Origin of the sequence: Devosia sp. WQ 349K1 (assembly GCF_016595685.1) — a bacterium.
In the GTDB taxonomy this organism is placed as follows: Bacteria; Pseudomonadota; Alphaproteobacteria; order Rhizobiales; family Devosiaceae; genus Devosia.
Genome location: NZ_JAENGO010000005.1, coordinates 288705 through 313070, shown reverse-complemented (window position 1 = coordinate 313070; position 24366 = coordinate 288705). Strand labels below are relative to the sequence as shown.

The 24366-nt window shown below is 57.6% G+C and carries 28 protein-coding genes and 1 pseudogene; 20 read left to right on the top strand and 9 right to left on the bottom strand.

Annotated features, from left to right (window positions below; all coding sequences use genetic code 11):
- Positions 1 to 90 precede the first annotated feature (90 nt).
- Positions 91 to 966: a hypothetical protein gene (locus JHL21_RS12215; RefSeq protein WP_200213728.1), complete on the top strand. Its 876-nt coding sequence runs from the start codon at positions 91 to 93 to the stop codon at positions 964 to 966.
- 133 nt (positions 967 to 1099) lie between these two features.
- On the opposite strand, the gene JHL21_RS12210 is transcribed toward JHL21_RS12215, so the two are convergent.
- A complete protein-coding gene (locus JHL21_RS12210; protein WP_200213726.1) occupies positions 1100 to 2164 on the bottom strand; it encodes a DUF4037 domain-containing protein in 1065 nt (354 codons plus the stop codon).
- A 185-nt stretch (positions 2165 to 2349) separates the two neighbouring features.
- Here JHL21_RS12210 and JHL21_RS12205 point away from each other — a divergent pair, with 185 nt between their 5' ends.
- From JHL21_RS12205 to JHL21_RS12195, 3 genes are all read left to right on the top strand, one after another.
- The gene (locus JHL21_RS12205) at positions 2350 to 3477 is read left to right on the top strand and encodes a Gfo/Idh/MocA family protein (protein ID WP_200213725.1); all 1128 of its coding nucleotides are present in this window, start codon (positions 2350 to 2352) and stop codon (positions 3475 to 3477) included.
- Positions 3478 to 3586: 109 nt separating this feature from the next.
- Positions 3587 to 4021: an Rrf2 family transcriptional regulator gene (locus JHL21_RS12200; RefSeq protein WP_200213723.1), complete on the top strand. Its 435-nt coding sequence runs from the start codon at positions 3587 to 3589 to the stop codon at positions 4019 to 4021.
- A gap of 29 nt (positions 4022 to 4050) precedes the next feature.
- The gene (locus JHL21_RS12195; RefSeq protein ID WP_200213721.1) at positions 4051 to 4947 is read left to right on the top strand and encodes an NAD(P)/FAD-dependent oxidoreductase; all 897 of its coding nucleotides are present in this window, start codon (positions 4051 to 4053) and stop codon (positions 4945 to 4947) included.
- 6 nt (positions 4948 to 4953) lie between these two features.
- On the opposite strand, the gene JHL21_RS12190 is transcribed toward JHL21_RS12195, so the two are convergent.
- The gene (locus JHL21_RS12190; protein WP_200213719.1) at positions 4954 to 5862 is read right to left on the bottom strand and encodes an HNH endonuclease; all 909 of its coding nucleotides are present in this window, start codon (positions 5860 to 5862) and stop codon (positions 4954 to 4956) included.
- A 119-nt stretch (positions 5863 to 5981) separates the two neighbouring features.
- Between JHL21_RS12190 and JHL21_RS12185 the strand changes: the two genes are divergently transcribed.
- The 4 genes and pseudogenes from JHL21_RS12185 (at position 5982) to JHL21_RS12175 (ending at position 8161) form a co-directional block, all read left to right on the top strand.
- Positions 5982 to 6287 (top strand): SelT/SelW/SelH family protein, encoded by a 306-nt coding sequence (locus JHL21_RS12185; RefSeq protein WP_200213717.1) that lies wholly within the window; start codon positions 5982 to 5984, stop codon positions 6285 to 6287.
- 58 nt (positions 6288 to 6345) lie between these two features.
- A pseudogene (locus JHL21_RS17775) lies at positions 6346 to 6528 on the top strand (YegP family protein); the annotation flags it as partial.
- Positions 6514 to 6711 carry a DUF1508 domain-containing protein gene (locus JHL21_RS17770; protein ID WP_248305898.1) on the top strand — a complete coding sequence of 66 codons (198 nt, stop codon included), beginning with the start codon at positions 6514 to 6516 and terminating at the stop codon, positions 6709 to 6711. The pseudogene JHL21_RS17775 and the gene JHL21_RS17770, both read left to right, overlap by 15 nt.
- A 196-nt stretch (positions 6712 to 6907) precedes the next feature.
- Positions 6908 to 8161, top strand: coding sequence for an FAD-binding oxidoreductase (locus JHL21_RS12175; RefSeq protein WP_200213788.1), 1254 nt, complete (start codon positions 6908 to 6910; stop codon positions 8159 to 8161).
- Positions 8162 to 8214: 53 nt separating this feature from the next.
- On the opposite strand, the gene JHL21_RS12170 is transcribed toward JHL21_RS12175, so the two are convergent.
- The 3 genes from JHL21_RS12170 to JHL21_RS12160 are packed head-to-tail and all read right to left on the bottom strand — an operon-like array spanning position 8215 to position 9833.
- The gene (locus tag JHL21_RS12170) at positions 8215 to 8808 is read right to left on the bottom strand and encodes an SCO family protein (RefSeq protein WP_200213716.1); all 594 of its coding nucleotides are present in this window, start codon (positions 8806 to 8808) and stop codon (positions 8215 to 8217) included.
- A complete protein-coding gene (locus JHL21_RS12165; protein ID WP_200213714.1) occupies positions 8808 to 9350 on the bottom strand; it encodes a copper chaperone PCu(A)C in 543 nt (180 codons plus the stop codon). The genes JHL21_RS12170 and JHL21_RS12165 overlap by 1 nt, the downstream gene beginning before the upstream one ends.
- A 48-nt stretch (positions 9351 to 9398) precedes the next feature.
- On the bottom strand, positions 9399 to 9833 hold the full coding sequence (locus JHL21_RS12160) for a hypothetical protein (RefSeq protein ID WP_210338895.1): 435 nt from the start codon (positions 9831 to 9833) through the stop codon (positions 9399 to 9401).
- Positions 9834 to 9904: 71 nt separating this feature from the next.
- Here JHL21_RS12160 and mbfA point away from each other — a divergent pair, with 71 nt between their 5' ends.
- Entirely contained in the window at positions 9905 to 10885 is a 981-nt protein-coding gene (gene mbfA / locus JHL21_RS12155; RefSeq protein ID WP_200213711.1) for an iron exporter MbfA, read from the top strand.
- Here mbfA and JHL21_RS12150 read toward each other — a convergent pair.
- Positions 10882 to 11385, bottom strand: a complete 504-nt coding sequence (locus JHL21_RS12150; protein WP_200213710.1) for a DUF2306 domain-containing protein — start codon at positions 11383 to 11385, stop codon at positions 10882 to 10884. The genes mbfA and JHL21_RS12150 overlap by 4 nt on opposite strands.
- Positions 11386 to 11473: 88 nt before the next feature.
- On the opposite strand from JHL21_RS12150, the gene JHL21_RS18015 reads away from it, so the two are divergent.
- Positions 11474 to 12238, top strand: a complete 765-nt coding sequence (locus JHL21_RS18015) for a LytTR family DNA-binding domain-containing protein (protein ID WP_200213708.1) — start codon at positions 11474 to 11476, stop codon at positions 12236 to 12238.
- Between the two features lie 55 nt (positions 12239 to 12293).
- On the opposite strand, the gene JHL21_RS12140 is transcribed toward JHL21_RS18015, so the two are convergent.
- Positions 12294 to 13319 carry a rhodanese-related sulfurtransferase gene (locus JHL21_RS12140; RefSeq protein WP_367948182.1) on the bottom strand — a complete coding sequence of 342 codons (1026 nt, stop codon included), beginning with the start codon at positions 13317 to 13319 and terminating at the stop codon, positions 12294 to 12296.
- Positions 13320 to 13418: 99 nt separating this feature from the next.
- On the opposite strand from JHL21_RS12140, the gene JHL21_RS12135 reads away from it, so the two are divergent.
- From JHL21_RS12135 to JHL21_RS12125, 3 genes are all read left to right on the top strand, one after another.
- Positions 13419 to 14441 (top strand): aldo/keto reductase, encoded by a 1023-nt coding sequence (locus tag JHL21_RS12135; protein ID WP_200213704.1) that lies wholly within the window; start codon positions 13419 to 13421, stop codon positions 14439 to 14441.
- Positions 14442 to 15029: 588 nt separating this feature from the next.
- Positions 15030 to 15584, top strand: coding sequence for a transglutaminase-like cysteine peptidase (locus tag JHL21_RS12130; protein ID WP_200213702.1), 555 nt, complete (start codon positions 15030 to 15032; stop codon positions 15582 to 15584).
- A gap of 192 nt (positions 15585 to 15776) precedes the next feature.
- The gene (locus tag JHL21_RS12125) at positions 15777 to 16340 is read left to right on the top strand and encodes a hypothetical protein (RefSeq protein WP_200213700.1); all 564 of its coding nucleotides are present in this window, start codon (positions 15777 to 15779) and stop codon (positions 16338 to 16340) included.
- A 72-nt stretch (positions 16341 to 16412) separates the two neighbouring features.
- Here the strand turns inward: JHL21_RS12125 and lepA are convergent, their stop codons facing one another.
- The gene (lepA, locus tag JHL21_RS12120) at positions 16413 to 18218 is read right to left on the bottom strand and encodes a translation elongation factor 4 (protein WP_182394656.1); all 1806 of its coding nucleotides are present in this window, start codon (positions 18216 to 18218) and stop codon (positions 16413 to 16415) included.
- A 102-nt stretch (positions 18219 to 18320) separates the two neighbouring features.
- On the opposite strand from lepA, the gene JHL21_RS12115 reads away from it, so the two are divergent.
- Complete coding sequence (locus tag JHL21_RS12115) at positions 18321 to 19115, top strand: extensin family protein (protein ID WP_200213699.1); 795 nt, start codon at positions 18321 to 18323, stop codon at positions 19113 to 19115.
- A 1-nt stretch (position 19116) separates the two neighbouring features.
- Here JHL21_RS12115 and JHL21_RS17910 read toward each other — a convergent pair whose 3' ends face one another.
- Complete coding sequence (locus JHL21_RS17910) at positions 19117 to 19248, bottom strand: hypothetical protein (RefSeq protein ID WP_302052398.1); 132 nt, start codon at positions 19246 to 19248, stop codon at positions 19117 to 19119.
- A 95-nt stretch (positions 19249 to 19343) separates the two neighbouring features.
- Here JHL21_RS17910 and JHL21_RS12110 point away from each other — a divergent pair, with 95 nt between their 5' ends.
- From JHL21_RS12110 to JHL21_RS12085, 6 genes are all read left to right on the top strand, one after another.
- Positions 19344 to 20225, top strand: a complete 882-nt coding sequence (locus JHL21_RS12110; protein ID WP_200213697.1) for a LysR substrate-binding domain-containing protein — start codon at positions 19344 to 19346, stop codon at positions 20223 to 20225.
- A gap of 145 nt (positions 20226 to 20370) precedes the next feature.
- Complete coding sequence (locus JHL21_RS12105) at positions 20371 to 21165, top strand: ABC transporter substrate-binding protein (protein WP_169194243.1); 795 nt, start codon at positions 20371 to 20373, stop codon at positions 21163 to 21165.
- Between the two features lie 102 nt (positions 21166 to 21267).
- On the top strand, positions 21268 to 22086 hold the full coding sequence (locus JHL21_RS12100) for an amino acid ABC transporter permease (RefSeq protein ID WP_199531184.1): 819 nt from the start codon (positions 21268 to 21270) through the stop codon (positions 22084 to 22086).
- A gap of 76 nt (positions 22087 to 22162) precedes the next feature.
- Positions 22163 to 22684, top strand: a complete 522-nt coding sequence (locus tag JHL21_RS12095) for a CreA family protein (protein ID WP_367948186.1) — start codon at positions 22163 to 22165, stop codon at positions 22682 to 22684.
- Positions 22685 to 22843: 159 nt separating this feature from the next.
- Positions 22844 to 23479, top strand: coding sequence for a peroxiredoxin (locus JHL21_RS12090; protein WP_200213694.1), 636 nt, complete (start codon positions 22844 to 22846; stop codon positions 23477 to 23479).
- A gap of 459 nt (positions 23480 to 23938) precedes the next feature.
- Positions 23939 to 24292 carry a septal ring lytic transglycosylase RlpA family protein gene (locus tag JHL21_RS12085; protein WP_169194246.1) on the top strand — a complete coding sequence of 118 codons (354 nt, stop codon included), beginning with the start codon at positions 23939 to 23941 and terminating at the stop codon, positions 24290 to 24292.
- Positions 24293 to 24366 lie beyond the last annotated feature (74 nt).

The following is a 24366-nucleotide window of genomic DNA, read 5'->3' as shown; positions in this document are numbered from 1 at the left end:
CTCCATTATTTACCTCGTTGGTCTGGTCGTAATCGTCCTCGCCATTCTTTCCTTCATCGGCTTGGCTTGAGCGAAAGGGAGGAGCATCTCATGGCACTCAACACGCCCCCCGGTGTTACCGTCATAGACACCGCTCCCGCGCCTGTAGCAGAAAGCAGCTATGTCGATTGGCCCGCGATTATTGCGGGGATCGTTCTGGCCACCGCTATCTCGCTGGTCCTGATTAGCTTTGGTTCTGCCATTGGACTTAACTTTGTCGACTTTCATGGTCGCGACGGCGCGCCAATCTGGCTCGTCGGCATAGGCGCCGCCCTCTGGTTTCTCTGGATCCAGATCTCCAGCTTTATGGCCGGAGGCTATCTCACTGGCAGATTGCGTCGCCGCAAATTCGACGCCACCGCCGATGAATCCGACCTGCGCGATGGTGCCCATGGCCTCTTGGTCTGGGGCGGCGCGATGATTTTTGGTGCAGCGCTGGCTGTCGGCGGCATTGGGGCCCTTGGCTCCGCTGTGGGGAGTGCCGCAACAACTGCGGCCACAGCAATGGCTGCCGATGACTCAAGCCCCAATGATTATTTTGTCGACACTCTGTTCCGGGCCAGCATTCCGGTCGATCCCGGCGTCGCCCGTGACGAAGCTCTACGGATCTATGCGCAATCAGCCCTCACAGATGGTGAGATCAGCGCCGAGGACCGCAGCTACCTTGTTGGCCTTGTCGCTTCGACCACCGCACTGCCCCCAGCAGAAGCTGAAGCGCGCGTTGATCAAGTGAACGCAACAATTGCCGAGGCCCGCGACACAGCACTTGAAGCGGCTCGTATAGCCCGCAACACAGGCATTCTTGCCGCCTTCCTGATCGCAGCATCGTCTTTGGTCTCGGCCATTGGCGCGTTCTGGGCGGCCCAGAAAGGCGGCAATCATCGCGACGAAAACACCGTTCACGCTGGCGTCTTCCGCCGCTTCTAGCGCTTAAAGAAACAAGGAGAACACCATGTTCAAAGGTCTCGCTCTCTGGCTTCTCGGCGTGCCGATTTGGCTGATCATCATTATTTTTCTCGTGACCTAGCCTATTTAACGGCCCTCCCCAAAGAGGGCCGTTTTAGTTTTCGATTGCCGAGTTCAGCCGCCGTGAGACAGCGGCACGTTCCAGCACCGGGGTGGCATCGGAAAGCTGATCGATCCCTCCAAAGGGGAAGCGCGCCAGAAGGGTGCTATCGCCAATCTTGGCAAGCGCTGCCTCGACGGCCGCTTCCACATTGATCGTTTGAAATCCGCGCTCGTGATAGGGCCCAATCTTTCCGTCAAACGGGGCGATGTTGAGGGATTTTTGCAATTGCGCCATGAGCAAATAGGCATCCGCTAGGGCGCTTTCGCGCTCGCCCCAATATTTTGCGCCCAACACACGCTCCAGCACAGGTCTAAGCTTGTCGGAAACCGTCAGTTGGGCAAAGCCCGTGCCGAACCATTTGGCATATGGTGCATATTGTCGTTCCAGCAGATAGGCCAAGCGCATCACGTCGCGAACCAAACGCGCCGCAATAATGCGCGAGCCCAGATCATCTCCATTCATTCCGGTGCGCCCGACAAAGGCCTGTTCTTCCCCGATCCGCGCCCATTGCGCGGCGATTTTATAGTGCCACACATCATCGGGCAGATAGGCCAACGCGTCACGCGCAGCGGTGAGCGTGCCAGCGTCGTCCCGAAACACTGCGCCGCCGCAAAACTCCAAGAGCTTTTGTTCAGGAACGCCCAACCAGTCGCTAGCGGTCCAATTGATATCGCCGCGCGCAAAATGATCCTCCAAGCGCCCAGCTAATGTGTGTATCTCCAGCCCGTGACCCATATCACCAGCAGCCCAACGACGGTTAGCAGGCGGGTGCGGGCGCGATCGCCACGCGATAGGTTCGCCATGCAGGCTCTGCGGCGCGTGGGCGATGAACCCCACAACTAGCGCGCGAGCATGCGCGTCAAAATCGGCCTCGCTCACGATAATATGGACCCGCGGGCCCCAATTGTGGTCGCGCGACATCTCATCGTCATAGCCCAATACGTCGGAGCCAAATCCCAACAGCGCCGCGGCATAGGGCATGTTCGGCACACGCTCCGCCAGAAACGGAGCCACCAGATCCTCATAGAACCGGCGCGATAACGTGATCCCTTGCATGGCGTCTCCCTCACCTCACTCAAGCGTCGCGCAGTTCGCAACGGCAGTAAACTGCCAAAAGCATAGCCTCAATTTCTCTCTGCCCGGACGGGCGATGAAAACGATACAAAAATCATACAATACCCCTTCCCGAACACATTGCGCTTGGTTAGGTTGACGTACGTACATCTGGGAGGAGTGCGCTTATGTCGGGCAAGAGCCTGGGTATCGGAATTATCGGTACCGGCAATATTTCGTCGGCCTATTTGAAGGCAATCTTGGGCAGAGATGGCCTATCCGGCTTTCCGGTATTGGACGTAAAGGCCTTGGCCGATGTGCGTCCAGAAGCCGCTCAGGCGCGCGCCGACGAGTTTGGGCTCGCTGCGAAAAGCATTGAAGCGCTGCTCGCCGATCCCGAGATCCAGCTCGTCATTAACCTCACCATTCCTCGCGCCCATGTCGATGTGGGGCTAAAATGCCTCTTCGCTGGCAAGCATGTGTATTCCGAAAAACCCTTCGGCATTAATTTTGAAGAAGGGCAGACCCTTCTCAACGCTGCCAAGAAGGCTGGTCTTCGTATCGGCTCTGCTCCGGATACTTTCTTGGGCGGTTCGCATCAGCAGGCGCGTGCTGTCATCGATAGTGGCGCGCTTGGCACCATCATTGGCGGCACAGCCTATTTCCAATGCCCAGGCCACGAAAGCTGGCATCCCGATCCGGCTTTTTACTATGACATCGGCGGCGGCCCCATGCTGGACATGGGCCCCTACTACATCACCGATCTCGTCAATCTTTTGGGGCCGGTCGAGCGTGTCGTAGGGATGAGCTCGCGCCTTCGCAGCGCACGCACAATCACCTCAGCCCCCAAGAACGGTCAGAAAATGCCCGTCTTGGTCGATACACACGTCACCGGTTCTTTGGGTTTTGCCAGTGGCGCTATCGTGCAGGTCGCCATGTCCTTTGACGTCGCCGCTCAAAAGCATGTGCCGCTCGAAATCTACGGCACCGAACAAACAATGATTGTCCCCGACCCGAATTTCTTCGGCGGCGAGGTTGAGTTGCGCAAACGCGGTCGCGACGAAACCTGGACGAGCGTTGCTGTCGAACAGCCTTATGCCGACGGCAATTATCGCTCGCTCGGCGTCGCCGAGATGGCGCAAGCCATTTTGGACAATCGCCCACATCGCGCCAATGGCGATCTGGCCCTCCATGTTCTTGAAGTCATGGAAGCCTTTGAAATTTCGGCTCGTGAAAACCGTACCGTCTTCATCAAGACGCCGGTCGAGCGGCCGGAACCTCTAGCGTCCAGCTTGACGAATGGACGGTTAGGGTAGGCAGAATTTTCGTCACTTCACTCCATCTCTCCCTGCCTTAACCCCGGGTTCGCCCGGGGTCTTTTTTTGACCCTTGACGCTGGCATTTATATGTAACTATAAAAGTTACATGAAGCGTTCCAGTCGTCTCTCCACCGCCCTCCATGCCTTGGTGCATCTGCATGCACAGCCAGACAAAACCGTCTCCTCGGCGGGTTTAGCGACATGCCTGCAAACCAATCCAGTGGTGGTGCGCCGCATTTTGGGAGAGCTGCGAGACGCCGATATCGTGACGGCCAGCAAGGGACCGACCGGTGGCTGGAGCCTATCCCGCCCCGCAGGCGAGATTACCTTGCGCGACATTTATCAAGCTTTGGGCGAGCGTCTTCTCGTCCGCACCGAAAGCGATCCGGGCGACTGCTCTTGCGCGATTGTGCGCTCCGTTGACCGGGTCATGCACGAATTTCTTGAAGACGCCGAAACGCTGCTGTCAGCGCGGCTTGCCCGCACCCGTCTCAGCGATTTGGCGACAGAAGCGATAAGCGCCGGGTTCAAGACCCTCTAGCGCTGTCACATTCAACTCTGGAGTTTATCATGGAAGATGTCACCATCATCGGGGGCAGCTTTGCTGGGCTTGCTGCCGCCATGCAGCTGGGTCGCGGTCGCCGCCAAGTCACCGTGCTCGACACTGGTCTCAATCGCAATCGGTACGCCCACGAGGCGCATAATATTTTTGGCTTCGATGGCGTGCCACCGTCGCAGATTCTCGCGACAGCACGGGCTCAGCTCGCCACCTATCCCACGGTCAAACTGATTGCGGCCAGGGCCGAAACGGCTTCCGGCGCGCCCGACGCATTCACCGTGACCACGGACGCGGGCGAGACAATCACCAGCCGCCGCTTGTTGCTCGCCTACGGCATTACCGACGAATTCCCAGCCATTCCCGGTTTTGCCGAAGCTTGGGGCAAAACTGTCATCCACTGCCCCTTCTGCCACGGCTATGAAGTGGCCGGACAGCGTTGGGCCCTGCTCTATGCTGGCGCGCCCGCGCTGCATGCTCTGGCGCTGTACCGCGATTGGACTGACCAGTTGACCCTCATTCTCGATGGGCATCAGATCGAGCGCGAAATGCGCGACAAAATTTTGGCCTCCGGGATTGCAATAGAAGATGGCAAGTTGACCGCTATCGATCAGGTCAATGGCATGGTCAAAGCCGTGACGCTGGACAATGACAAGACGCTGGCTCTTGACGCTCTTTTCGCCCATCCGCGCAACCGCCCCTCATCCAATCTTCATGAGCAACTGGGGCTGGTCACCAGCGAAACTTTCACCGGCTCAATGATCACGGTAGAAGGCATGCAGCAAACCTCCCGCCCGGGCGTCTTTGCAGCCGGCGACCTCGCCACCGGCATGCATTCCGTGACCATCTCCACACACGCCGGCTCCATGGCCGCCATCGGCCTCCAACAATCCATGCTCAAGGGGTTTTAGGCATGACTAGTGCTTAAAAACATTGTCCCGATGCCACTGAAAAAAGACAGGATGCGGCCGATGTCGAAAATCCATCGGGTCGATGATGCGGCCCGAAGCGTTTAGCAATGCTCGCACGCTTTCCGCGTCATTGAGGTGACGGGAGACAAGGATCGAACGATCATCTGTCACCGAGAGTAGCCCGTTGTCGAACAACCAGTGCGCTGTGTGGCTCAACGCAATGCCGTTGGAAATGACATCGGGCCCACCTTTCGTTACTGGACGAATATGTGCTGCTTGCGCTTCCACCGAACCATCCAAAGACGAAATATTTGATCCTGTCACCGCGCATCGATTATCGTAAGCCCTAAGCACAGCGTCTCGAAATCCTGTCGCTCGGACGACCGCATTCACGGTGCGAGCTTTTCGTTCACGCGATACTTCGTACTCGAAGGGGACAGATTGGTCATATAGGCCACCGCCAATTGGGGGCGCCACCTGATTTGCCCCAAAAACCTCTTCAAACGGACGCCGAAAACCTTGCTCTACAATGCGCCGAAAATCAGCGTCAGCCAGCGGCCTTACTGCTGACTGACGATTTCCGGAAACACCGCCACTCTGCCCTTCAAGTGCTCTTTCCACTAGGCGGCCATCAGCGCCCCGCTGCGGTACCGGATAAGGGAAATCGACGAAGTTGGCTGGGTCGATGTGGGCGTAAAACATGTCGCCACCGCCGACGAAGTCAGGCTCCACTTTATCGACGATCCCCATTGCATAAAAACCGCGGGAGTTTCGTACTTTCACAGGCTCGTAATAAACCGCCCATTGCCCTTCAAGCGATTTCACACGCGAGTAGTAACGCCCGGGGAAATGATAGCGCCCGGGTGCGTCGTTATAATTCGTGTCGACGCGATGAATAAAAACGCCCGCAGCCATACTTGCCCCCTTGGGACAAGGTACTGCCTAGGTATTGATACGCAAGGAAAAACACTTAAATATTTTTATACCCATGGACATCTAGATTTGGCATGGTTCTACCGACGATGTCGCAGGGGATGAAATTGGAAAAACTAGCCGTCTCCATCACCTACTGCACCCAATGCAATTGGATGCTGCGGTCGGCCTGGATGGCGCAGGAACTGCTCTCGACCTTTAGTGACACGCTGGGCTCGGTAACGCTTATCCCCGGCACCGGCGGCATATTTGAGATCCACTTCGGGGAAGATCTCGTCTGGGAACGCAAGGCCAATGGCGGATTTCCCGATAGTCGCGTGCTCAAGCAAATGGTGCGCGATCGGATTGATCCTGAACGCAGCCTTGGCCATACCGACGGCGTCCGCGCGCCCACAATCGAGGGCTGACCAACAACTTAGCCTGCGCTAGTCTTACGAGGCCGACTCACGGAGGGGACATTTCGTCATGCCACATCGTTTCAATATTACCGGCGCAGCCAACGACCAGTTCAAATTTGATTTCTCCTATAATTCGGAAAAAATCTTCTGGTCCGAAAACTACAAGCAAAAGGCCTCGGCCAAGAGCGCCATCGAAAGCCTCAAGAAAAACGCGCCAGCCGCACCGACGGTCGATCTGTCCAAAGACGAGACCGGCTCGGGCTATCGCTTTGAAATCGTGGCCTCCAAGGACGGCCAGCATTTCGTGCGCTTCGTCGCCTCCAATGGCGAGACCATGGTCCGCACCGAGACCTATACCTCGAAAGCCTCTGCTAAAAACGCGATCAAATCGCTGCAAGAACGCGGCCCAGACGCCGACGTGGCTGAAGCATAGGCTCGCAACTGTCACGAACAGAACATTTCTCAGCCCGTGGTAATCGCCACGGGCTTTTCTTTTGATCAACTTCGGCCCGCGCCTTATTGTTCTCCAAACCCGGCAAGATCCGCCGCAGAGCGATAGTCTTTTTCTACGCCCTCCGAGTGGCAGAAGAGAAAAATTTGCTCTAGCCTTGGACTATTGAAAGGCGGTCATTATGAACGACGTCATTATCCTTGGTGCTGGTATTGTTGGTATTTCAACTGGGATCCATCTGCTGCGTCGCGGCCGAAGCGTCACCATCATTGATAAAAATGACCCGGGCCGCGAGACCTCATTTGGCAATGCTGGCATCATCCAGCGCGAGGGCGTTCGCCCACACCCTTTCCCACGTGATCTGCACACATTGGCTCAAGTGGGCCTTCATCTCTCCGTTGCGGCTCGCTATGCGCCTCTTGCCTTGCCCAAGCTGGCGCCACCATTGCTCCGCTATTGGTGGGAATCCTCCCCCGAACACTATCGCCGTGTGGTGGAAAATTATGCGCCGCTCATAGGTCGCTCAATTGACGCCCATTCCGATCTGATCAACGCCGCCGGGCCCGATGCCGAAAAGCTCATCAAGCGCGAGGGTTGGTATTTGGCCTTCCGCACGCCAGAAAAACTGCAGGCAGAAGCGGCCAAAGCCAAACGCGATAACGAGCTGTTTGGTGTCGGGTACAAAGTCGTCGATCACGCCGCGCTCAGCGCCATCGAACCTTATGTCACGAGCAAAATCGTCGGCGCTATTCATTGGACAGACCCGTGGACGGTGAGCGACCCGGGTGCCCTCGTGACAGCTTATTTTGAGCTCTTCCGCGCGATGGGTGGCACCTTCATCAAGGGCGCGGCCTCCGACCTTTCCGAGAGTGCAGGCGTGTGGTCGACCAAGGTCAACGGCACGACCGTCACCGGCAAGCAGGCTGTCGTCACGCTCGGCCCATGGGCACCCGATGTACTCGAGCCCTTAGGCTATCGCCTGCCGCTCTTTGTTAAGCGCGGCTATCACATGCATTATACGCTTGAGGGCAATGCCACCCTTGGTCACACGCTACTCGATCCCGAGGTCGGCTATGCCATGGCGCCCATGGCGCGCGGCGTGCGCATCACGACGGGTGCGGAGTTTGCGCTGCGCGATGCAGCACCAACGCCCGTTCAGCTGGCCAAAGCCGAGGCCAAAGCGCGCGAAATCTTCCCCCTCGGCGAGCGCGTTGATCCGCAACCCTGGAAGGGCGCGCGCCCCTGCACGCCCGATATGATGCCGATCATTGGCAAAGCCCCACGTCATAACGGGCTTTATGTCGGCATTGGCCACGCCCACCACGGGTTCACCCTTGGCCCGGCAACGGGCGAACTTCTGGCGCAGACCATGACCGGGGAGCCTACTGCGATCAACATCGCGCCATTCCGCATGGAGCGCTTCCTGCACTAGCGACCGAAAACCAAAAGGGCGACCAACTGGCCGCCCTTCTACATTCGAAAATTCTAGCCCTTAGCGAGCAGCTTTTTCAGCTTGCCGATGGCGGTTGCGCCGCCCTCTTCATAGGCAATCGTGCCTTCAAACTCGCCATTGGCATTGATGAGATACACCGATGCAGTGTGGTTCATCGTGTAGTCGCCGTTATCGAGCGGCGATTTTTCGTAGAATGCACCCCAGGCCTTGGCGAACTTGTCGATCTCTTCGAGCGAACCGCTCAAGCCGACAACAGGCTCAGCCCAGGACACATAGTCAGCGACCACTTGTGGCGTATCGCGCTCTGGGTCAACGGTCACGAAATAGGCCTTCAAATCCTTCGCCTCAGGGCCAAGAACTTCGTACCAGCTGGTCATTTCCGCCAGAGTTGTCGGGCAGACATCCGGACAATGGGTGAAGCCAAAGAACAGCATGGATGGATTGCCGCTGAGGGAGGCATAAGTGAACTTATCTCCATTCCCGGCTTCGAGCGTATAGTCCCCGGCACCAAAGTTCGCGGTAACGGCAGGCCGATTGGCGTTGTAAACATAAAGCCCGGTCGCGGTCAGAGCGGCCGTGCCAACCAAGGCCCAAAGGAGGACGCGGATGTTTTTCATGCGGGACATTATTCGTGGCTCATATGGCAAGGCGCGCCAGAGGCGGCAGTCGCTGCGATCGGCAGATCAATGGTGATCTCGCCAGCAGTTTCAAAAGTCAGGGTCAGTGGAATGGTTTCGCCCTCCACCAATTGTTCGCTCAGGCCCATTAGCATCAGGTGATAACCACCTGGCTTAAGCTCGACAGTTTCACCTGCCGGAATAACCAGTCCATCGGACAGCTGCTGCATTTTCATGACATCGCCGACCATAGCCATTTCGTGGATCTGGCCTTCCTTGGCAACGGGCGAAGAGACCGAAATCAGGCGGTCATCGGCGTCGCCAGAATTCTGGACGGAGAAGTAGCCACCACCAACTGGGGCCTTGGGCAGGGTCGCGCGGGTAAATGCGCCGGTGATAGTCAGATCGCCGATTTTGGTTTCAGCGTGGGCTTCTGCCGGGGTGGACGTTTCAGCGTCCTTGCTGTGGTCAACGCCATTATGAGCAAAAGCAGGGCCTGCAACGACAAGCGGCAAAGCAAAAAGGGTCGCGCGGAGGGCGGAACGGAACATGGAAATCTCCAGATCAAAGGGGTCTAGTCGGGCACTTGGCCCAAGACGTCAGACCAGAGCTGGAGGCGCGCGCGATTGACCGAAGTGCGCTGGCAGGGAGCCCGCCGCAGCAAGGATTGAAGGAACGAAATTGCCAAGCGCGTGCGCTTCAGGCACTTCGATCGTGATTGCCGGCGGCAATACGGCGGTCAGCTGCGATTTGGCTACGCCCGTTGCAGGACACGTCAGCGCTGCCGGGTCAGTTGGATCAGTGTCCCGATCATTGGCAATGGACGAGCAGACCGACCAACTGGCGAGGTTGGAAAAGCCGAGCGCATTGAGATCGCGTTGCAAACCAGCTGCGCTGTGCAGTGGCAGCAGCAGCGTCAGTACATACATCGCCAGCACCGCCAGAGCGATGCCAGTTTCACGCGCCAATGTATGTCTGCGGTTTGCCATGGCGCCAGCCATAGCCGGAACTGGCGCAAGGCTCAAGCGCGACACGCGATCACGCTTGCGCTAAGTTTAGAAACATTCTAAACAATGATTAGAACCATTCTAAACAGTGAACAACGATGCTGAAGCTCTGGCCTGATGCCCGCCGCGATTTTTCATCCCTTTCCGAACGCGAAATTCTCGCACTAGCGATTGCTGCGGAAGAGGAAGATGGGCGTATCTATCTGGAGTTTGCTAGCCGTCTGGGCGAGACCTATCCAGGCTCTGGCGCGCTGTTTGAAGGCATGGCCGCTGAGGAGAACGAACATAGGCGTCGCCTGCTCGATCTGTACCTGACCAAGTTCGGCGAGCATCTGGTGCCCATTCGCCGCGAACACGTTCGTGGCTTTCTCACCCGCAAGCCTATCTGGCTTTTGAAAACGCTCACCCTTGAGCAGGCACGTCAGCAGGTTTGGGAGATGGAAGAAGCCGCATTCCGCTTCTACCTCGCCGCTGCCGCGCAGGTGAGCGATGTGTCGACCCGCAAGCTGCTGGGCGATCTGGCGCAGGCCGAAAAGGGCCACGCCAAGCGCGCCACTGACCTTGACGAGACCCATCTCGGCGCCGACGGGCACGAGAGCGAGAAGAATGAAACCCATCGTCAGTTCCTGCTCACCTATGTCCAGCCCGGCCTTGCCGGCCTGATGGATGGCTCCGTCTCGACCTTGGCCCCGGTCTTTGCCGCCGCCTTCGCCACGGGCGACACGCATCAGACATTTTTGGTTGGTCTTGCCGCAGCCGTTGGCGCGGGCATTTCCATGGGCTTTACCGAGGCAGCGTCTGACGACGGTAAGCTGACCGGGCGTGGCTCGCCGATCAAGCGCGGCTTTGCTGCAGGGATCATGACAGCTGTTGGCGGCCTGGGCCATGCTCTACCCTATCTCATCGCAGACTTCTGGGTTGCGACGTGGGTGGCAGCAGCCGTCGTTATTCTCGAGCTCTGGGCCATCGCTTACATTCAAAAGCGCTATATGCAGACCCCGTTCTGGCGCGCCGTATTGCAAGTGGTGCTCGGCGGCGCCTTGGTTTTCGCCGCCGGCATTCTCATCGGCAACGCCTAGCGCTGGACAGAATGTGCGCCGCGCAACAGTCGCCACCACGACAACGCAGCGACACTCAGCGCCAGACCGATAATCACGAGAGACGGGGTCCACCCCGCCTCTGCGCCAAACAAGACCGCGTGCATGCGACGACCCGGCAAGAAGGTGAATGCGCCCGCAAGCAACAGCGCGCCAATATAGGTGCCCTGCATGCCAGCACGGTGTGCCACCACATCGCGCTGCACCTTGATCGCCCATAGGGCTTGGCCAATCCCGATATAGGTAACAAGCGTCAGAATGTGGATCGGGCTGAACGGCCCGAACAGCCGGCCCTCATGGATGAACAACGAACTGGTGGCCACCACCAGCATCAGCACAACCCAGACCTTGCCCAAGGCCTTGTGCAGCCGCGTCCCCTTGCGACGCCACAGCACCAAGGCGCCCAGCAGGAATGCGGCAATGGCCGCGATGACATGAATTTGGATCACGAGACCAGCATTGAGCAGAGGAGTGAGCGACATGGGAGACCTTGATCTTGCTTGCCTCTTCGCCATGGCTCTATAAGCTCGCCCCGTACAACCTCCATTTCGCCAATGGCCGCTCCCCTACGTGAACCACACCATCCTGCAGTCTACGCTTCGTGAAATGCGCACCCTTGCGGGTGATGCGCGCAGTTGGATAACGCTCACGATCATCGCCTTACTGGTGGGGATGATTGGGCCTTTCGGCTCCTTCGATTTACCGCTTCATATTCGCCTGCCCTATTGGGCGGCAGTGGTCGTCGTCACCGCAATCATTGGCACCGCGACCGCAAGTTTTTTTGAGCTATTGCTCGGCACCCGCTTGCCGCCCGTGCCGCGAGCCCTTGTCGCTGGAAGCATTGCCGGGCTGCCAGTCGTCGCCTGCGTCATCGGTGTCAATCAACTCGCTTTTGGCTGGTCCTTCCCGACCAGAGAAGCTGCGAGTTTAACGCTCTATTGCATAGCGATTTCGGCCGCTGTCACAGTGCTGAGTGCAGTGTTCACACCGCGCCAAGCGCCCACCAACGTGGCGGACGCGACGCCAGCTCTACTCAGCCGCATGCCGCTGCACCAGAGAGGTCGGTTGCTTCACTTGGCTGTGGCTGACCACTATGTTGAGGTCTCCACCGATCGCGGCACAGCCTTGCTGCTGTTGCGCCTGTCGGATGCCATGCGAGAAACCGCCCCAATCGCCGGGCTACAGGTACACCGCTCCCATTGGGTAGCGTTGGATGCTGTCCGCGGTTGCGTCCGGGAGAATGGTAAGCTGCTGCTCGAACTTGAAACGGGGAAGCGCGTGCCGGTCAGCCGCAGCTATACTGAAGCTGTCAAAGCGGCAGGCCTCACACTCTAAATCGCAAAAAGGGGGCCAAGTGGCCCCCTCCTGAATTCAAATTAGTGCGACGGCCTTAGTGAGCCGCTTTGGCCGCCGCCTTAGCGTTGAGCGCTCGCGATTGCTCAGCACGTTGCTTTTTCGCCTCACGAGCCTTGCGTGCAGCTTCAACTGCCGCGTCACCCATATGCGCCAAGCCACGCTTTGCAGCGAGATCGATCTGGTGCTGACGCTCAGCCGCAGCCTTGCGCTTACCTTCATCGTTGATGCAGTGCGAGCAGCTTACGCCTTCAACATAGTGCTCATGCGCGCGGTCCTGTTCGGTCAGCGGATGGCGGCATGAACGGCAGAGCGTTGCCGTACCAATCTCCAGACCATGACCGACCGAAACGCGCTCGTCGAACACGAAGCACTCGCCGTTAAAGCGGCTGTTCTCTTCCGGCACTTTCTCAAGATATTTGAGGATCCCGCCCTTGAGGTGGAAGACCTCTTCAAACCCCTGGCTGAGCATATAGCTCGACGCCTTTTCACACCGGATACCGCCGGTGCAGAACATGGCGACCTTCTTGTGCTGCTTAGGGTCGAGATTATTGGCGACATAATCCTTGAACTCGACAAAGCTCTCGGTCTTGGGGTCGATGGCCCGCTGGAAGGTGCCGATATCGACTTCGTAATCGTTGCGCGTATCGATCAGGATGACGTCATTACGCTCGATCAGCGCATTCCAGTCTTCTGGCTCGACATAGGTGCCAACCTCACGGTTGGGATCAACCTGCGGCGCGCGAAGGGTGACGATCTCGGGCTTGAGCCGCACTTTCATGCGCAGGAACGGCTCGCTGTCAGCGAAGGAATACTTGGCTTCCGCGCCAGCCAAACGTGTGCCGAAAGGCCCGGAAGCAAACAAATAATCGGAAAGAGCGTCGATCGCGTCCGGCGCACCTGCGACAGTGCCATTGATGCCCTCAGGCGCGAGGATCAACGTCCCCTTAATACCACGCGCGCAACAAAATTCCGCAAGCGGCGCCTTGATCTCCGCCGCGTCGGGCAGAGAGGCAAACTTGTAGATGGCCAATACCTTGTATGGATGATCTTGCTGGGACACTGTACTATCTGAGCTGGGTGCGGACGTCTTCGTTGACCCGCTCATAGCACCACAAAAGCCCGGCGTCACGGGCAGGCAAGATTTGTTTGGGAGACTGAGATGACCTACCGCGCCGACCCTGCTCGATATGACACGATGCATTATCGTCGTTCGGGCCATTCGGGTCTGAAACTCCCCGTCGTCAGTCTCGGCCTTTGGCAAAATTTTGGCGGCACACGCGACTATCCGAGCGCCATGGAGATTTTGGGCTACGCTTTTGACCAGGGTATCACCCACTTTGATCTAGCCAATAATTACGGCCCGCCAGCGGGCTCGTCAGAAGAGCTCTTTGGGCAGGTCATGACCCGTGACTTCCGCCCTTATCGCGATGAAATGATCGTCTCGACCAAGGCTGGCTACAATATGTGGCCAGGCCCTTACGGCGAATGGGGGAGCCGCAAATATATGCTCGCCAGCCTTGATCAGAGCCTAAAGCGCATGGGGCTCGATTATGTCGACATTTTCTATTCGCACCGCTTCGACCCCGAAACGCCGCTTGAAGAGACCATGGGCGCGCTGGCGCACGCTGTGAAATCCGGCAAGGCGCTTTACGTCGGTATCTCCTCCTATCCGGAGAAAGAAACCCGAGAAGCCCATCGCATACTCAAGGACATGGGCGTCGCCACCACCATTCACCAACCCAGCTATTCGATGATCAATCGCTGGATTGAAAACGACAAAACCATCGACGCTTGCGGCGAGCTGGGCATTGGCGTGATCGCCTTCTCGCCACTGGCGCAGGGCGTGCTCTCGGGCAAGTATAATTCGGGCACTGTGGCGGGCACACGCGCTGAAAACCCCAATGGGTCGTTGCGCGCCAATCAGATTGAACCGCGCGTTTTGGATGCCGTCGAGAAACTGGGTGAAATTGCCAAGTCCCGCGGCCAGACCATGGTGCAGTTGGCGCTCAGCTGGGTATTGCGCCGCAAGGAGATGACCTCGGCCCTCATCGGCGTGCGTTCGCTTGAGCAGCTCAAGGACAATCTTGGTGTGCTCAATAATATCGACCTGAGCGCCGAAGAGATCGCGGCCATTGATGATGCCACCAAGGGTGGGCAGTTGCAGCACCATCCGCGTCCTTAAGAAAAGCCGGCGATAAGCCACCGGAGGTCGCCTTGCCTGAACCATCAGCAAGGCCATCCTCCAGTGCTATCGCGCAAACCCATGCCTCTCGCCCGCAGAGGAAGACGCAGATCTAGCAGCAACTGGCTTTACTAAAACACAGTTCTTCCACCTCAACCCAAGCCTACGCCGTTGAAATGTCGACGCTACCGCGCGTTCACGGCACTTCGCCTGCAATCAGCGATCACAAAGCCGACAGCGCAATGTCGCCCAACGAACGCTTTATACTTCAATCCGGCCAATGAATATTGCGCCACGCAGCTTTCAAATTGCCAATTACAGGCAATTCTAAACCACTAGCCTTGCGATATATTCGAAAACTTGATCCGGATAACGGCAAGTTTAATTGCGCCAAGATTTGCGCCGCCACCGGCGCTCGCGCAGCTAACCACTTATAACAACTTGGTTATTTACGTTCTCGTGAGCGGTATTAACCCAGCCAACATCACCCTCTATGTGAGCGGTCAACGCAACCCTAGATCCATGTTGTGACCCGCGGAATCGCCTGCTTGGCGAGGCCACGCGTCCGCTCGTTTTCGGTGATGAACCATGCAGATTTTTACTTCGCTTCGCCGCGTCGCTGGCATCGCATTGGCTGCCCTAACCTTCGCTCAGCCACTGTCCGCTTATGCCGTAGATTATTCCTCCGTTCGGCAGGCCGGTTGGGAGGACATGTGCATGCGCGGCGACCAGCCCATGAACTTTTGCAGCTCTTTTGCGGGCCCTTCGTCTATCGCCTATTCGCGCGAGCTCGAAGCGACGCTGCAGAGCATCAGCCAGCAGATCAATTCCCGCTACCGCTTTTCGTCCGATAGCCGCGCCTATGGCGTGAGCGACCACTGGACTGTACCGATGCGAGGCGTCGCCGATTGCGAAGACTATGTGCTCGCCAAAATCATGGCACTGAGCGAAGCGGGATATCCGGTTTCGGCAATGCGCATCAAGATTGGCCAGCTGCGTTCGGGCGAATGGCATGCGGTGCTCGGCGTTAAGACCGACAATGGCATCATCACGCTCGACAGCCTCAATGGCTTCGCCAACGGCTACCGCACCATGTTCTATCTCGACATGAATAACACCAGCAGCTGGCGCGTCGCGGCCTAGCTGACCGCGCTCAACATTGTACCCCGGCAACCCTGCCGGGGTTTTCCGCAGGCTTTTACCGCTCAAAGACTAGTCCTCATTTGGTCAAAGCACTTATTTCACACACCGCATCACATTTGCTAGTTCCACAGCACTATTCATTTCTCATTCAGGAAGATCGTCTTAGCGTACCGTCATATCAAGGAGGGTATGATGGCATTTCAAAATATCAAAGCCGCGCTAGCGGCTCCTTTATTTGCATTACTAGCAGTATCACCCAATAGCGCGGAAGAACTGCCGGTCGTTTTCCAATTTACCGACCATCACGAAAGGCTCAGCCTGGAACCAAACGGTACAAGCGCTGAATTCCTCACGATCCCTGCTGGTGACGCGGTTTACAACATGGGCTGCGCTGGCAATTTCTGTCGCGTCGTGCATTTGCGCACGCGCCTGACTGGCTATGTCCTCAATGACCTGCGCGTCTGGCCCGTAAGGCACAGCGTGCCCAACCAGCCAACGGCAGGCGTCGCGACCGCACATACGGACCTCAACGTCCGCATGCTGCCGACGAGCCTGGCCCCTAAAGTCTACCTCATGCCGAAAGGAACACGGTTTGAGCTGGGCGATTGCATGGACGACTATTGCTTCTCAACCACGGCCGATGGCTTGCAAGGTTGGGTGGCCATGGTGGGATTTACCCGAGATCGCGTCATCGCTCGGCCGCTCGTCAATCCAGACATCCTCACAGCGCCCCTCGTAAAGCGGCCTGGCAGCTAATTCGCGAACAAAAAGACCCCGGCGCTTCCGCACCGGGGTCTTGGTATTCACGAAGCCAAAGGCCCCAAATAACTATTCGTCGCCCATCTTGAGGGCCTTGATGAAGGCTTCCTGCGGGATGTTGACGTTGCCGTATTGGCGCATCTTGGCCTTACCCTTTTTCTGCTTATCGAGCAGCTTGCGCTTACGGGTGGCGTCACCGCCATAGCACTTCGCCGTCACGTCCTTACGCATGGCGCGAACGGTTTCGCGGGCAATAACCTTGCCGCCGATGGCCGCCTGGATCGGGATCACGAACAAGTGCTGCGGGATCAGTTCCTTGAGCTTTTCGCACATCTGACGACCGCGCGATTCAGCCACCGTGCGGTGAACGAGCATGGACAGCGCATCGACCGGTTCGGAATTGACGAGGATCGAAAGCTTTACCAGATCGCCTTCGCGATGGTTGTCGAGGTGGTAATCGAAGCTCGCATAGCCCTTCGAGATCGACTTGAGGCGATCGTAGAAGTCGAACACCACTTCGTTGAGCGGCAGGTCATATTCGACCATGGCGCGCGAACCAACGTAGGACAGATTGGTCTGAATGCCGCGACGATCCTGGCAAAGCTTGAGGATCGAACCGAGGTATTCGTCAGGGGTGAGAATGGTCGCCTTGATCCACGGCTCGCGGATTTCGGTGATCTTCATCACGTCCGGCATGTCTGCCGGGTTGTGCAGCAGCATGGAGGTGCCGTCGGTCAGCTCCATCTCGTAAACCACGGATGGCGCCGTCGCGATCAGATCGAGATCGAACTCGCGGCTTAGGCGTTCCTGAATGATTTCGAGGTGCAAAAGCCCAAGGAAACCGCAGCGGAAGCCGAAACCGAGCGCGGCCGAAGTTTCCATTTCAAACGAGAAGGACGCATCGTTGAGGCGCAGCTTGCCCATGGCAGAGCGCAGCTCGTCAAAGTCCGAGGCATCAACCGGGAAGAGACCGCAGAACACCACGGGCTGCGCCGGACGGAAGTCTGGCAGCGGCTCAGCGGTCGGCTTACGGTCGTCGGTGATGGTATCACCAACGTTGGTGTCCGCCACTTCCTTGATGGAAGCGGTGAAAACGCCAAGTTCGCCTGGGGTCAGTTCTTTGACTTCAACCAGCTTAGGCGTGTTCACGCCAACGCGGTCGAGATCATAGACGGCGCCGGAGGCCATCATGCGGATGCGCTGGCCCTTCTTCATCACACCATCAATGATGCGAACCAGAACGACAACGCCGAGATAGGTGTCGTACCAGCTATCAACCAGCAGTGCCTTCAGCGGCGCGTCGATATCGCCCTTCGGCGCTGGCAGACGGGTAACGATGGCTTCCAGAACGCCCTCAATGTTGAGGCCGGTCTTTGCCGAAATTTCAATCGCGTCCGAAGCATCAATGCCGATTACGTCTTCAATCTGCGTCTTTACGCGCGGAATATCCGCCGCGGGCAGATCGACCTTGTTCAGGACGGGGACGATTTCATGGTTGGCTTCTAACGCATGATAGACGTTGGCGAGCGTCTGCGCTTCCACACCCTGGGAGGCGTCGACGACAAGCAGCGAACCTTCCACCGCCGACATCGAGCGCGAGACTTCATAAGCAAAGTCAACGTGTCCGGGCGTGTCGATAAGGTTGAGAACATAGTCCTCACCATCCTGCGCCTTATAGTTGAGGCGCACGGTCTGTGCCTTGATGGTGATCCCGCGCTCGCGCTCAATCTCCATATTGTCAAGCACCTGCTCCTTCATCTCGCGGGCTTCTAGGCCCCCGGTGAACTGGATCAGGCGATCAGCAAGAGTCGACTTCCCATGGTCGATGTGCGCGACGATGGAGAAATTGCGGATGTTTTTGAGCGGCGTTGTCATGAGCGCGCTGATAGCAGATGCAAACAAGGGCGAGAAGATGGTTTCAGCGCAGTAAAGGTGGGTTTTGCGGCAACTCTTTCGTTAAGTCGACGTTAGCGAGCGATGCAAAGCCCCAGTCTCGCCCTCGTAACGCTCATTCTTCTCTCCGCCGCCAGCGCGGCTCAAGACAATGCGCAAACTGCGCCGGACCCCTTCGCGTCCCAAATCACCATCGTCAACAACGGCAAGAGCGAACCGGCGGCGCCCGCAATGCCGACGCCAAGACCAGAGGTTCGGCCCGTCGCGCCGACCAGCGACCAGCCCACTGAAAAGCCCGAACAAGCAGAGCCCGCAACCCAGGCTGAACAAGCCTCCTGCCCCGCTTTGAAGAATGGCACGGTGATCGGCGAGATGATCGCCCCGATCTCCGAAGGCCGCTGTGGCACCGCCTCGCCCATTCTGATGACCGGAGTAAAAGTGGGACGGCGCGATATTCCGCTGGCCATGCCAGCAACCGTTACCTGCGGCGTCGCCACCGCCGTCGCCGATTGGGTCGCAGTGCTGGACGCCCAAGCCCAAGAACTCACGGACAGCCCGCTCGCCAGCGTAACCTCAGGCGGGTCTATGGTGTGTCGCGCCCGTATTGGCACACGCTCTGGCGGCGTATCGGAGCACAGCTTTGCCAATGCGCTCGACGTCCACGGCTTTATCCTCGGCGATGGCCGGGTGATAGACGTTTTAAAAGATTGGCGCCCGAGCGATGCGCTTGAGGGCCAGTTCCTGAGGTTTGCGCAGCAAGCAGCCTGCGAACGCTTCAACACCGTTCTTGGCCCCGATGCCAATGCCGCCCACGCCAATCACTTCCACGTCGACGCGAAATGCCGTGGCGACGATTGCGCGGGGAGATATTGTCAATAAGTCACTCGCACTTGGGATGGTGCGGCGGCAGATCGGCCCAGTCGCGTGGGTCAGGCTCATCGCAATTAAGCGGCGTCACAAGCTTTTTGAAAAGCAGTTTGAGACGGTGCAGCGCGGGAACAAGAATAGACATTTTGTATCCTTTCACAAAATGAATGACCTTCACTTTGCGCCAACGACTGCACCTATCCAATCGACAAGACCTGCCGCCGCGTATAGAAAAACTATATGAGTGCGCAACTTCCTATTCCGCTGAACGCGCTACGGGCCATTGAAATCGTGGCCCGTCTCGGTGCGCTCGCGCCCGCAGCAAATGAGTTGGGCGTCACCGTTGGGGCGGTGAGCCAACATATACGCCGCGCCGAAGAGCGATTAGGCGTGATGCTGTTTGCGCGCACCAGTGACGGCCTGCGCCCATTGCCAGTCTTGATGGAGATCATGCCGCAACTAAGCTCGGGCTTTGCTGCGCTCGGCGATGCTTTGGCGCAAGTCACGGGCGACGACGATAACGTGCTCAATCTCACAGTCGGCAGCGTTTTTGCGTCTCGCTGGCTCATCTGGCACATGGGCAATTTTGCGCAAGCGCATTCTGACATCGAGCTGCGCTTGTGCGTCACTGCCGCGATGACCGATCTCAACCGGCGCGACATTGATTGCGGGGTGCGATTTGGCTCGGGGCAATGGCCTGGTGTCAACGCCACCAAAATCGGCGGCCAGAGTTTCCAGCCGGTCTGTTCCCCGGACTTCTGGGCAACACATAAAGATCGGCCCTACGCCGAACTGCCGGTCATTATCGATACGACCAGCATGCTCGATTGGCCCAGCTGGTCCAAAGCTGCGGGCAAATCTCCGCTCGCGCATGGGCACGGCCCGGTCATTTCCGACGCCTCGCTAGCCTTCGATGCCGCCCTATCGGGTCAAGGATTATTGCTCGCCGTCGACATGATGACCGATGAATTGGTGGAAATGGGGCGCTTGGTTCGCCCCTTCCACCGTGCGACCACCGGCAATAATGCCTATTATCTGGTCACCGCCAAAGGGCGTCGCGAAACACCCAAACTTCGCGCCTTCCGCCAATGGCTCCTGCATGAGATGGGACCGACGCGCTAGCGCCACGCCTTTGCTTAAACCCACTGGGGGCGAGCGAATTTTCTGATTTCAAGCGGCTCCTGAGCCAAGCGTTTCCTCGCCACATATTTGCAGATTTCGCGCACTCAGCTAGTCTCTCTCCCAGAGACTTGGGAGACACAATTCCATGAAGACGATTTTGACCGGCGCAGCGGTATCTGCACTGGCTTTGGCGCTGAGCGCGCAGAGCTTTGCGGCCGAGCTGCCGAACCTTGATGGCCGCACCATCCATGCGGTGACCGAGAACGCCTATTACCCGCTGAACTTTGCTGATCCGAAGACCGGCGACGGCATTGGCCTTGAATATGATGTCATCAACGAAGTGGCCAAGCGCCTCAATGCCAAGATCGAGTGGGATCTGTCGGCTTGGGACGTGATGATCGAAGCGGTCCGCTCCGGCCAGTTTGACATCGGTGCCGATGGCATCACCATCACCGAAGAGCGTGATGAGGTGATCGACTTCACCGATCCGTTCATCACTGTTGAGCAATATCTGCTCGTCCGCGCCGATGAAGAGCGCATCACGGGTGCTGAGAGCTTTGCCGAAAACGCCGATCTGCTCTTTGGCGCGCAGGCAGGCACTTCTTCCTTCTATACCGCGATCTATGACGTGCTTGATGGCGACGAAGCCAATCCGCGCGTCAAAACCTTCGATAGCTTTGGCGCTGCCGTTCAAGCCGTAAAGGCTGGCGACGTCGACGCCATTATCGCCGATCAGGCCGCTGCGACCGGCTATATGGGCGCTGATCCCGGAGCCTTTAAGCAGATTGATGAAACGCTCAAATCCGACCCTCTGGGCTTCATTCTGACCCCAGGCTCCGATCTCGTTGAGCCGTTCAATGCCGCCCTCGACAGCATGCGCGAGGATGGCTGGCTCGATGAGCGCATCAACTATTGGTTCTTCGAATACGCCGCCGAATAGTCTGCACGCTCAAGACAGAGCTTTGACTGAAAAAGGCCCACTCCGGCTTGCCGAGTGGGCCTTTGCTATGCCCTATAGGGCGAAAGAAAATACTGGCGTCTGATGACTTATAAACCCCGCCGCCCCTCGCTCATGAGCCGCACGCCTTGGTGGCTGGTAACCCTTGCCCTGATCTTCGTTCTTGGCTTCTGGGCGATATCGGCCGATCAAACCTATTCGAAAATCTTCGACACGGTGTCGGGTGGCGTGGTCACGACACTCTGGGTCACGCTACTTGCCTTTGCCGCAGCAATCGTGCTCGGCCTTTTGGTGGCCTTAGCGCGCACCTCGGGCATTCGGGTCTTGAGCGAGATCGCAACATTTTACGTTGAATTGATCCGCGGCATCCCCATCCTGGTCTTCCTCTTTTACATCGCCTTCGTTGCCGCACCGGCCATGGTGTCGGGCTTTAACTGGCTCTTCTCGCCTGTGATCGAGCTGGGCTGGCTGGCTCCGGCCAGTGTGCGCGGCTTTGATTTCGTCTGGCGCGCCATCTTCGCGCTCACGGTCTGCTACTCGGCCTTCATCGCCGAGATTTTCCGCGCTGGTATAGAGTCCGTCGACAAGGGCCAGATCGAGGCCGCCCGCGCGCTTGGTCTGTCGCGTTGGAATTGCTTCCGTCACATCATCTTCCCCCAGGCGTTCCGCACTGTGCTGCCACCGCTCGGCAATGACTTTGTCTCTATGGTCAAAGATTCCGCGCTTGTGTCAGCCCTCGGCGTTCAGGACATTACCCAGCTGGGTAAGCTGTCCGCCTCGAACAGCTTCCTGTTCTTCGAGACCTATAACGTTGTGGCCTTTCTCTATCTGACCATGACGCTGTCGCTTTCGCTGCTGGTGCGATGGCTCGAAAAAGTCATGGACCGACAAAACTTGCGCTAAGGCTCCGCGAAACCTTGTAGCGCGGCAGATCGTTCCCAATCTCATAGAGACACGAATGGAGAAGTTGATGAACGCTATTGCCCGAGTTGCCGTTCTCGCCACTGCTGCGCTTGCCCTGATCGCCTGTGGGCGTCAATCCGAAGTGGGCAGTGTTGGCGTCGACTGGACTGGCAATGACATCTCGATTGAGGCTGTCGCCGATCCCAATGTGCAAGGCGTTGTCTGCCACCTTTCCTATTTCAACCGCTCGTTCATTGACCGCGTGAGCCAGGGCAATTGGTTTGAAGACCCCTCCCATTCCGCCCTCGACTGCAATGCTGTGGGCCCAATCACCATTGGCAACATCCGCACCAGCTCGGGTGGCGAAGAGATTTTCAAACAGAACCGCTCTCTGATTTGGAAGTCGCTCCGCGTTACCCGCATCTACGACAGCGCCAATAATGCCCTCATCTATCTCGCCCACGCGCGCGAGGTGAACCAAGGCTCTGGCAAAATGAGCCTCTCGGTGGTTCCCCTTAACGGGCTTGATGTCACTTGGGAAAATGGCGCTCCAGCCACCACGCCGATGCAGGGCTCCGTCATGATTTCGGGCGAATAGAACGCTCATTTCCTTTTCACTTTGGTTTGCGCAAGGAACGCATCCAAACCGTCCCGCATTGGCAAAAGCGTTCCCCGCGCCCCCACTTCAATCGGCAATCACGGGCACGATATTCTACAAACAAGCACAGAGCCCACCGCTTGGGCGAAGGAATAGACAATGGCGATCCTGATCGGCGATACCGCACCAGATTTCACCCTCGAAAGCACTGAGGGCACCATCCACTTCCACGACTTCATCGAAGGATCGTGGGCCGTTCTCTTCAGCCACCCGAAGAATTTCACACCGGTCTGCACCACCGAACTGGGCTACACCGCCAAGCTCAAGCCTGAGTTTGAGAAGCGCGGAGTCAAAGTTTTGGGCCTCTCGGTCGATAAGCTTGAAGATCACGCAGGCTGGGCCAGCGACATTGAGGAAACTCAGGGCGCGGCTCTTAACTTCCCGCTTCTGGCTGACACCAAGGGTGAAGTCGCACGCAAGTACGACATGATCCACCCTAACGCTGACAACACGCTCACCGTGCGTTCGGTCTTCGTCATCGGCCCGGACAAGAAGGTGAAGTTGAAAATTGAATACCCAGCGTCAACCGGCCGGAACTTCGATGAAGTCATCCGCGTCATCGACAGCCTCCAGCTCACCGCCAAGCATCAGGTAGCGACGCCGGTCAATTGGAAGAGCGGCGATGACGTGATCATTGTACCCGCCGTCTCCAACGAACAGGCCAAAACGAAATTTCCTGAAGGCTGGACGGAACTAAAGCCATATCTGCGCATTGTTCCTCAGCCGAAGAACTAACGGCACCCTGTTTTCTCCCTGACTGACCTTCGGGCGGTGACCTTGTCATCGCCCTTTTTCTTGCTCGTTCGGCCGCCAAAATCGGGCTCTCCCGCCCAAATCACGCCACAAATGGAGGCGCTTCGGCGCTTGCAAGGGCTTTTTCCACATTCTCCACGGGCCATATTTGGAGAAAAATGCCACCTAATCGGGAACCGTTGCACATTTCCCACAGGGAGAAAATGAATCCGGATTCCGTTCCTCATCTTGCTCCAGATCAGCGATCGAGAAAAAAGCTGAGATTCTGAATCTCTAAATCAGCTGATCGCTAGACTCGCAACTTTGCGTGAAACCCGCGTGAATGCGCCAAATTCGCCCCTTCAGAGCCCGCAATTACCAAAGTGTGGCAACTTGCCCACAATCTTGTCCGCGCCACGGGGTAGTTAGTCGGCAACGACAACTACTGCGAGCTCTAGATCATTGACTAAGAAAGTCCTCATTGTTGCTGCCTCGGCTGCGGCACTCTTCGCCTTCGTCCCAGCAGCCTACGCCCAATGCGGCGGCGCCTCTTGGTACGGACCTGGCTTCCACGGCAAAACTGCTGCTTCTGGCCAAGTGTTCAACGAAAATGCAATGACCGCTGCGCACCGCACGCTTCCATTTGGAACCGTCGTGGAAGTTGAAGATCAACGCACCGGCAAATCAATCGAAGTCACCATCAATGACCGTGGTCCATTCCATGGCAAGCGCATCATCGATCTGTCCAAGGCTGCAGCAAGCGCTCTTGGCTTTAAGAACGCTGGTGTCACTTCGGTTTGCATCGCGCAAAAATGACCGTCTCTGAGGGCTGAGACGTTCAGGCCGCCTCCGGGCGGCCTTTTTCTTGCGCGCCTCGAAATCGATATAAT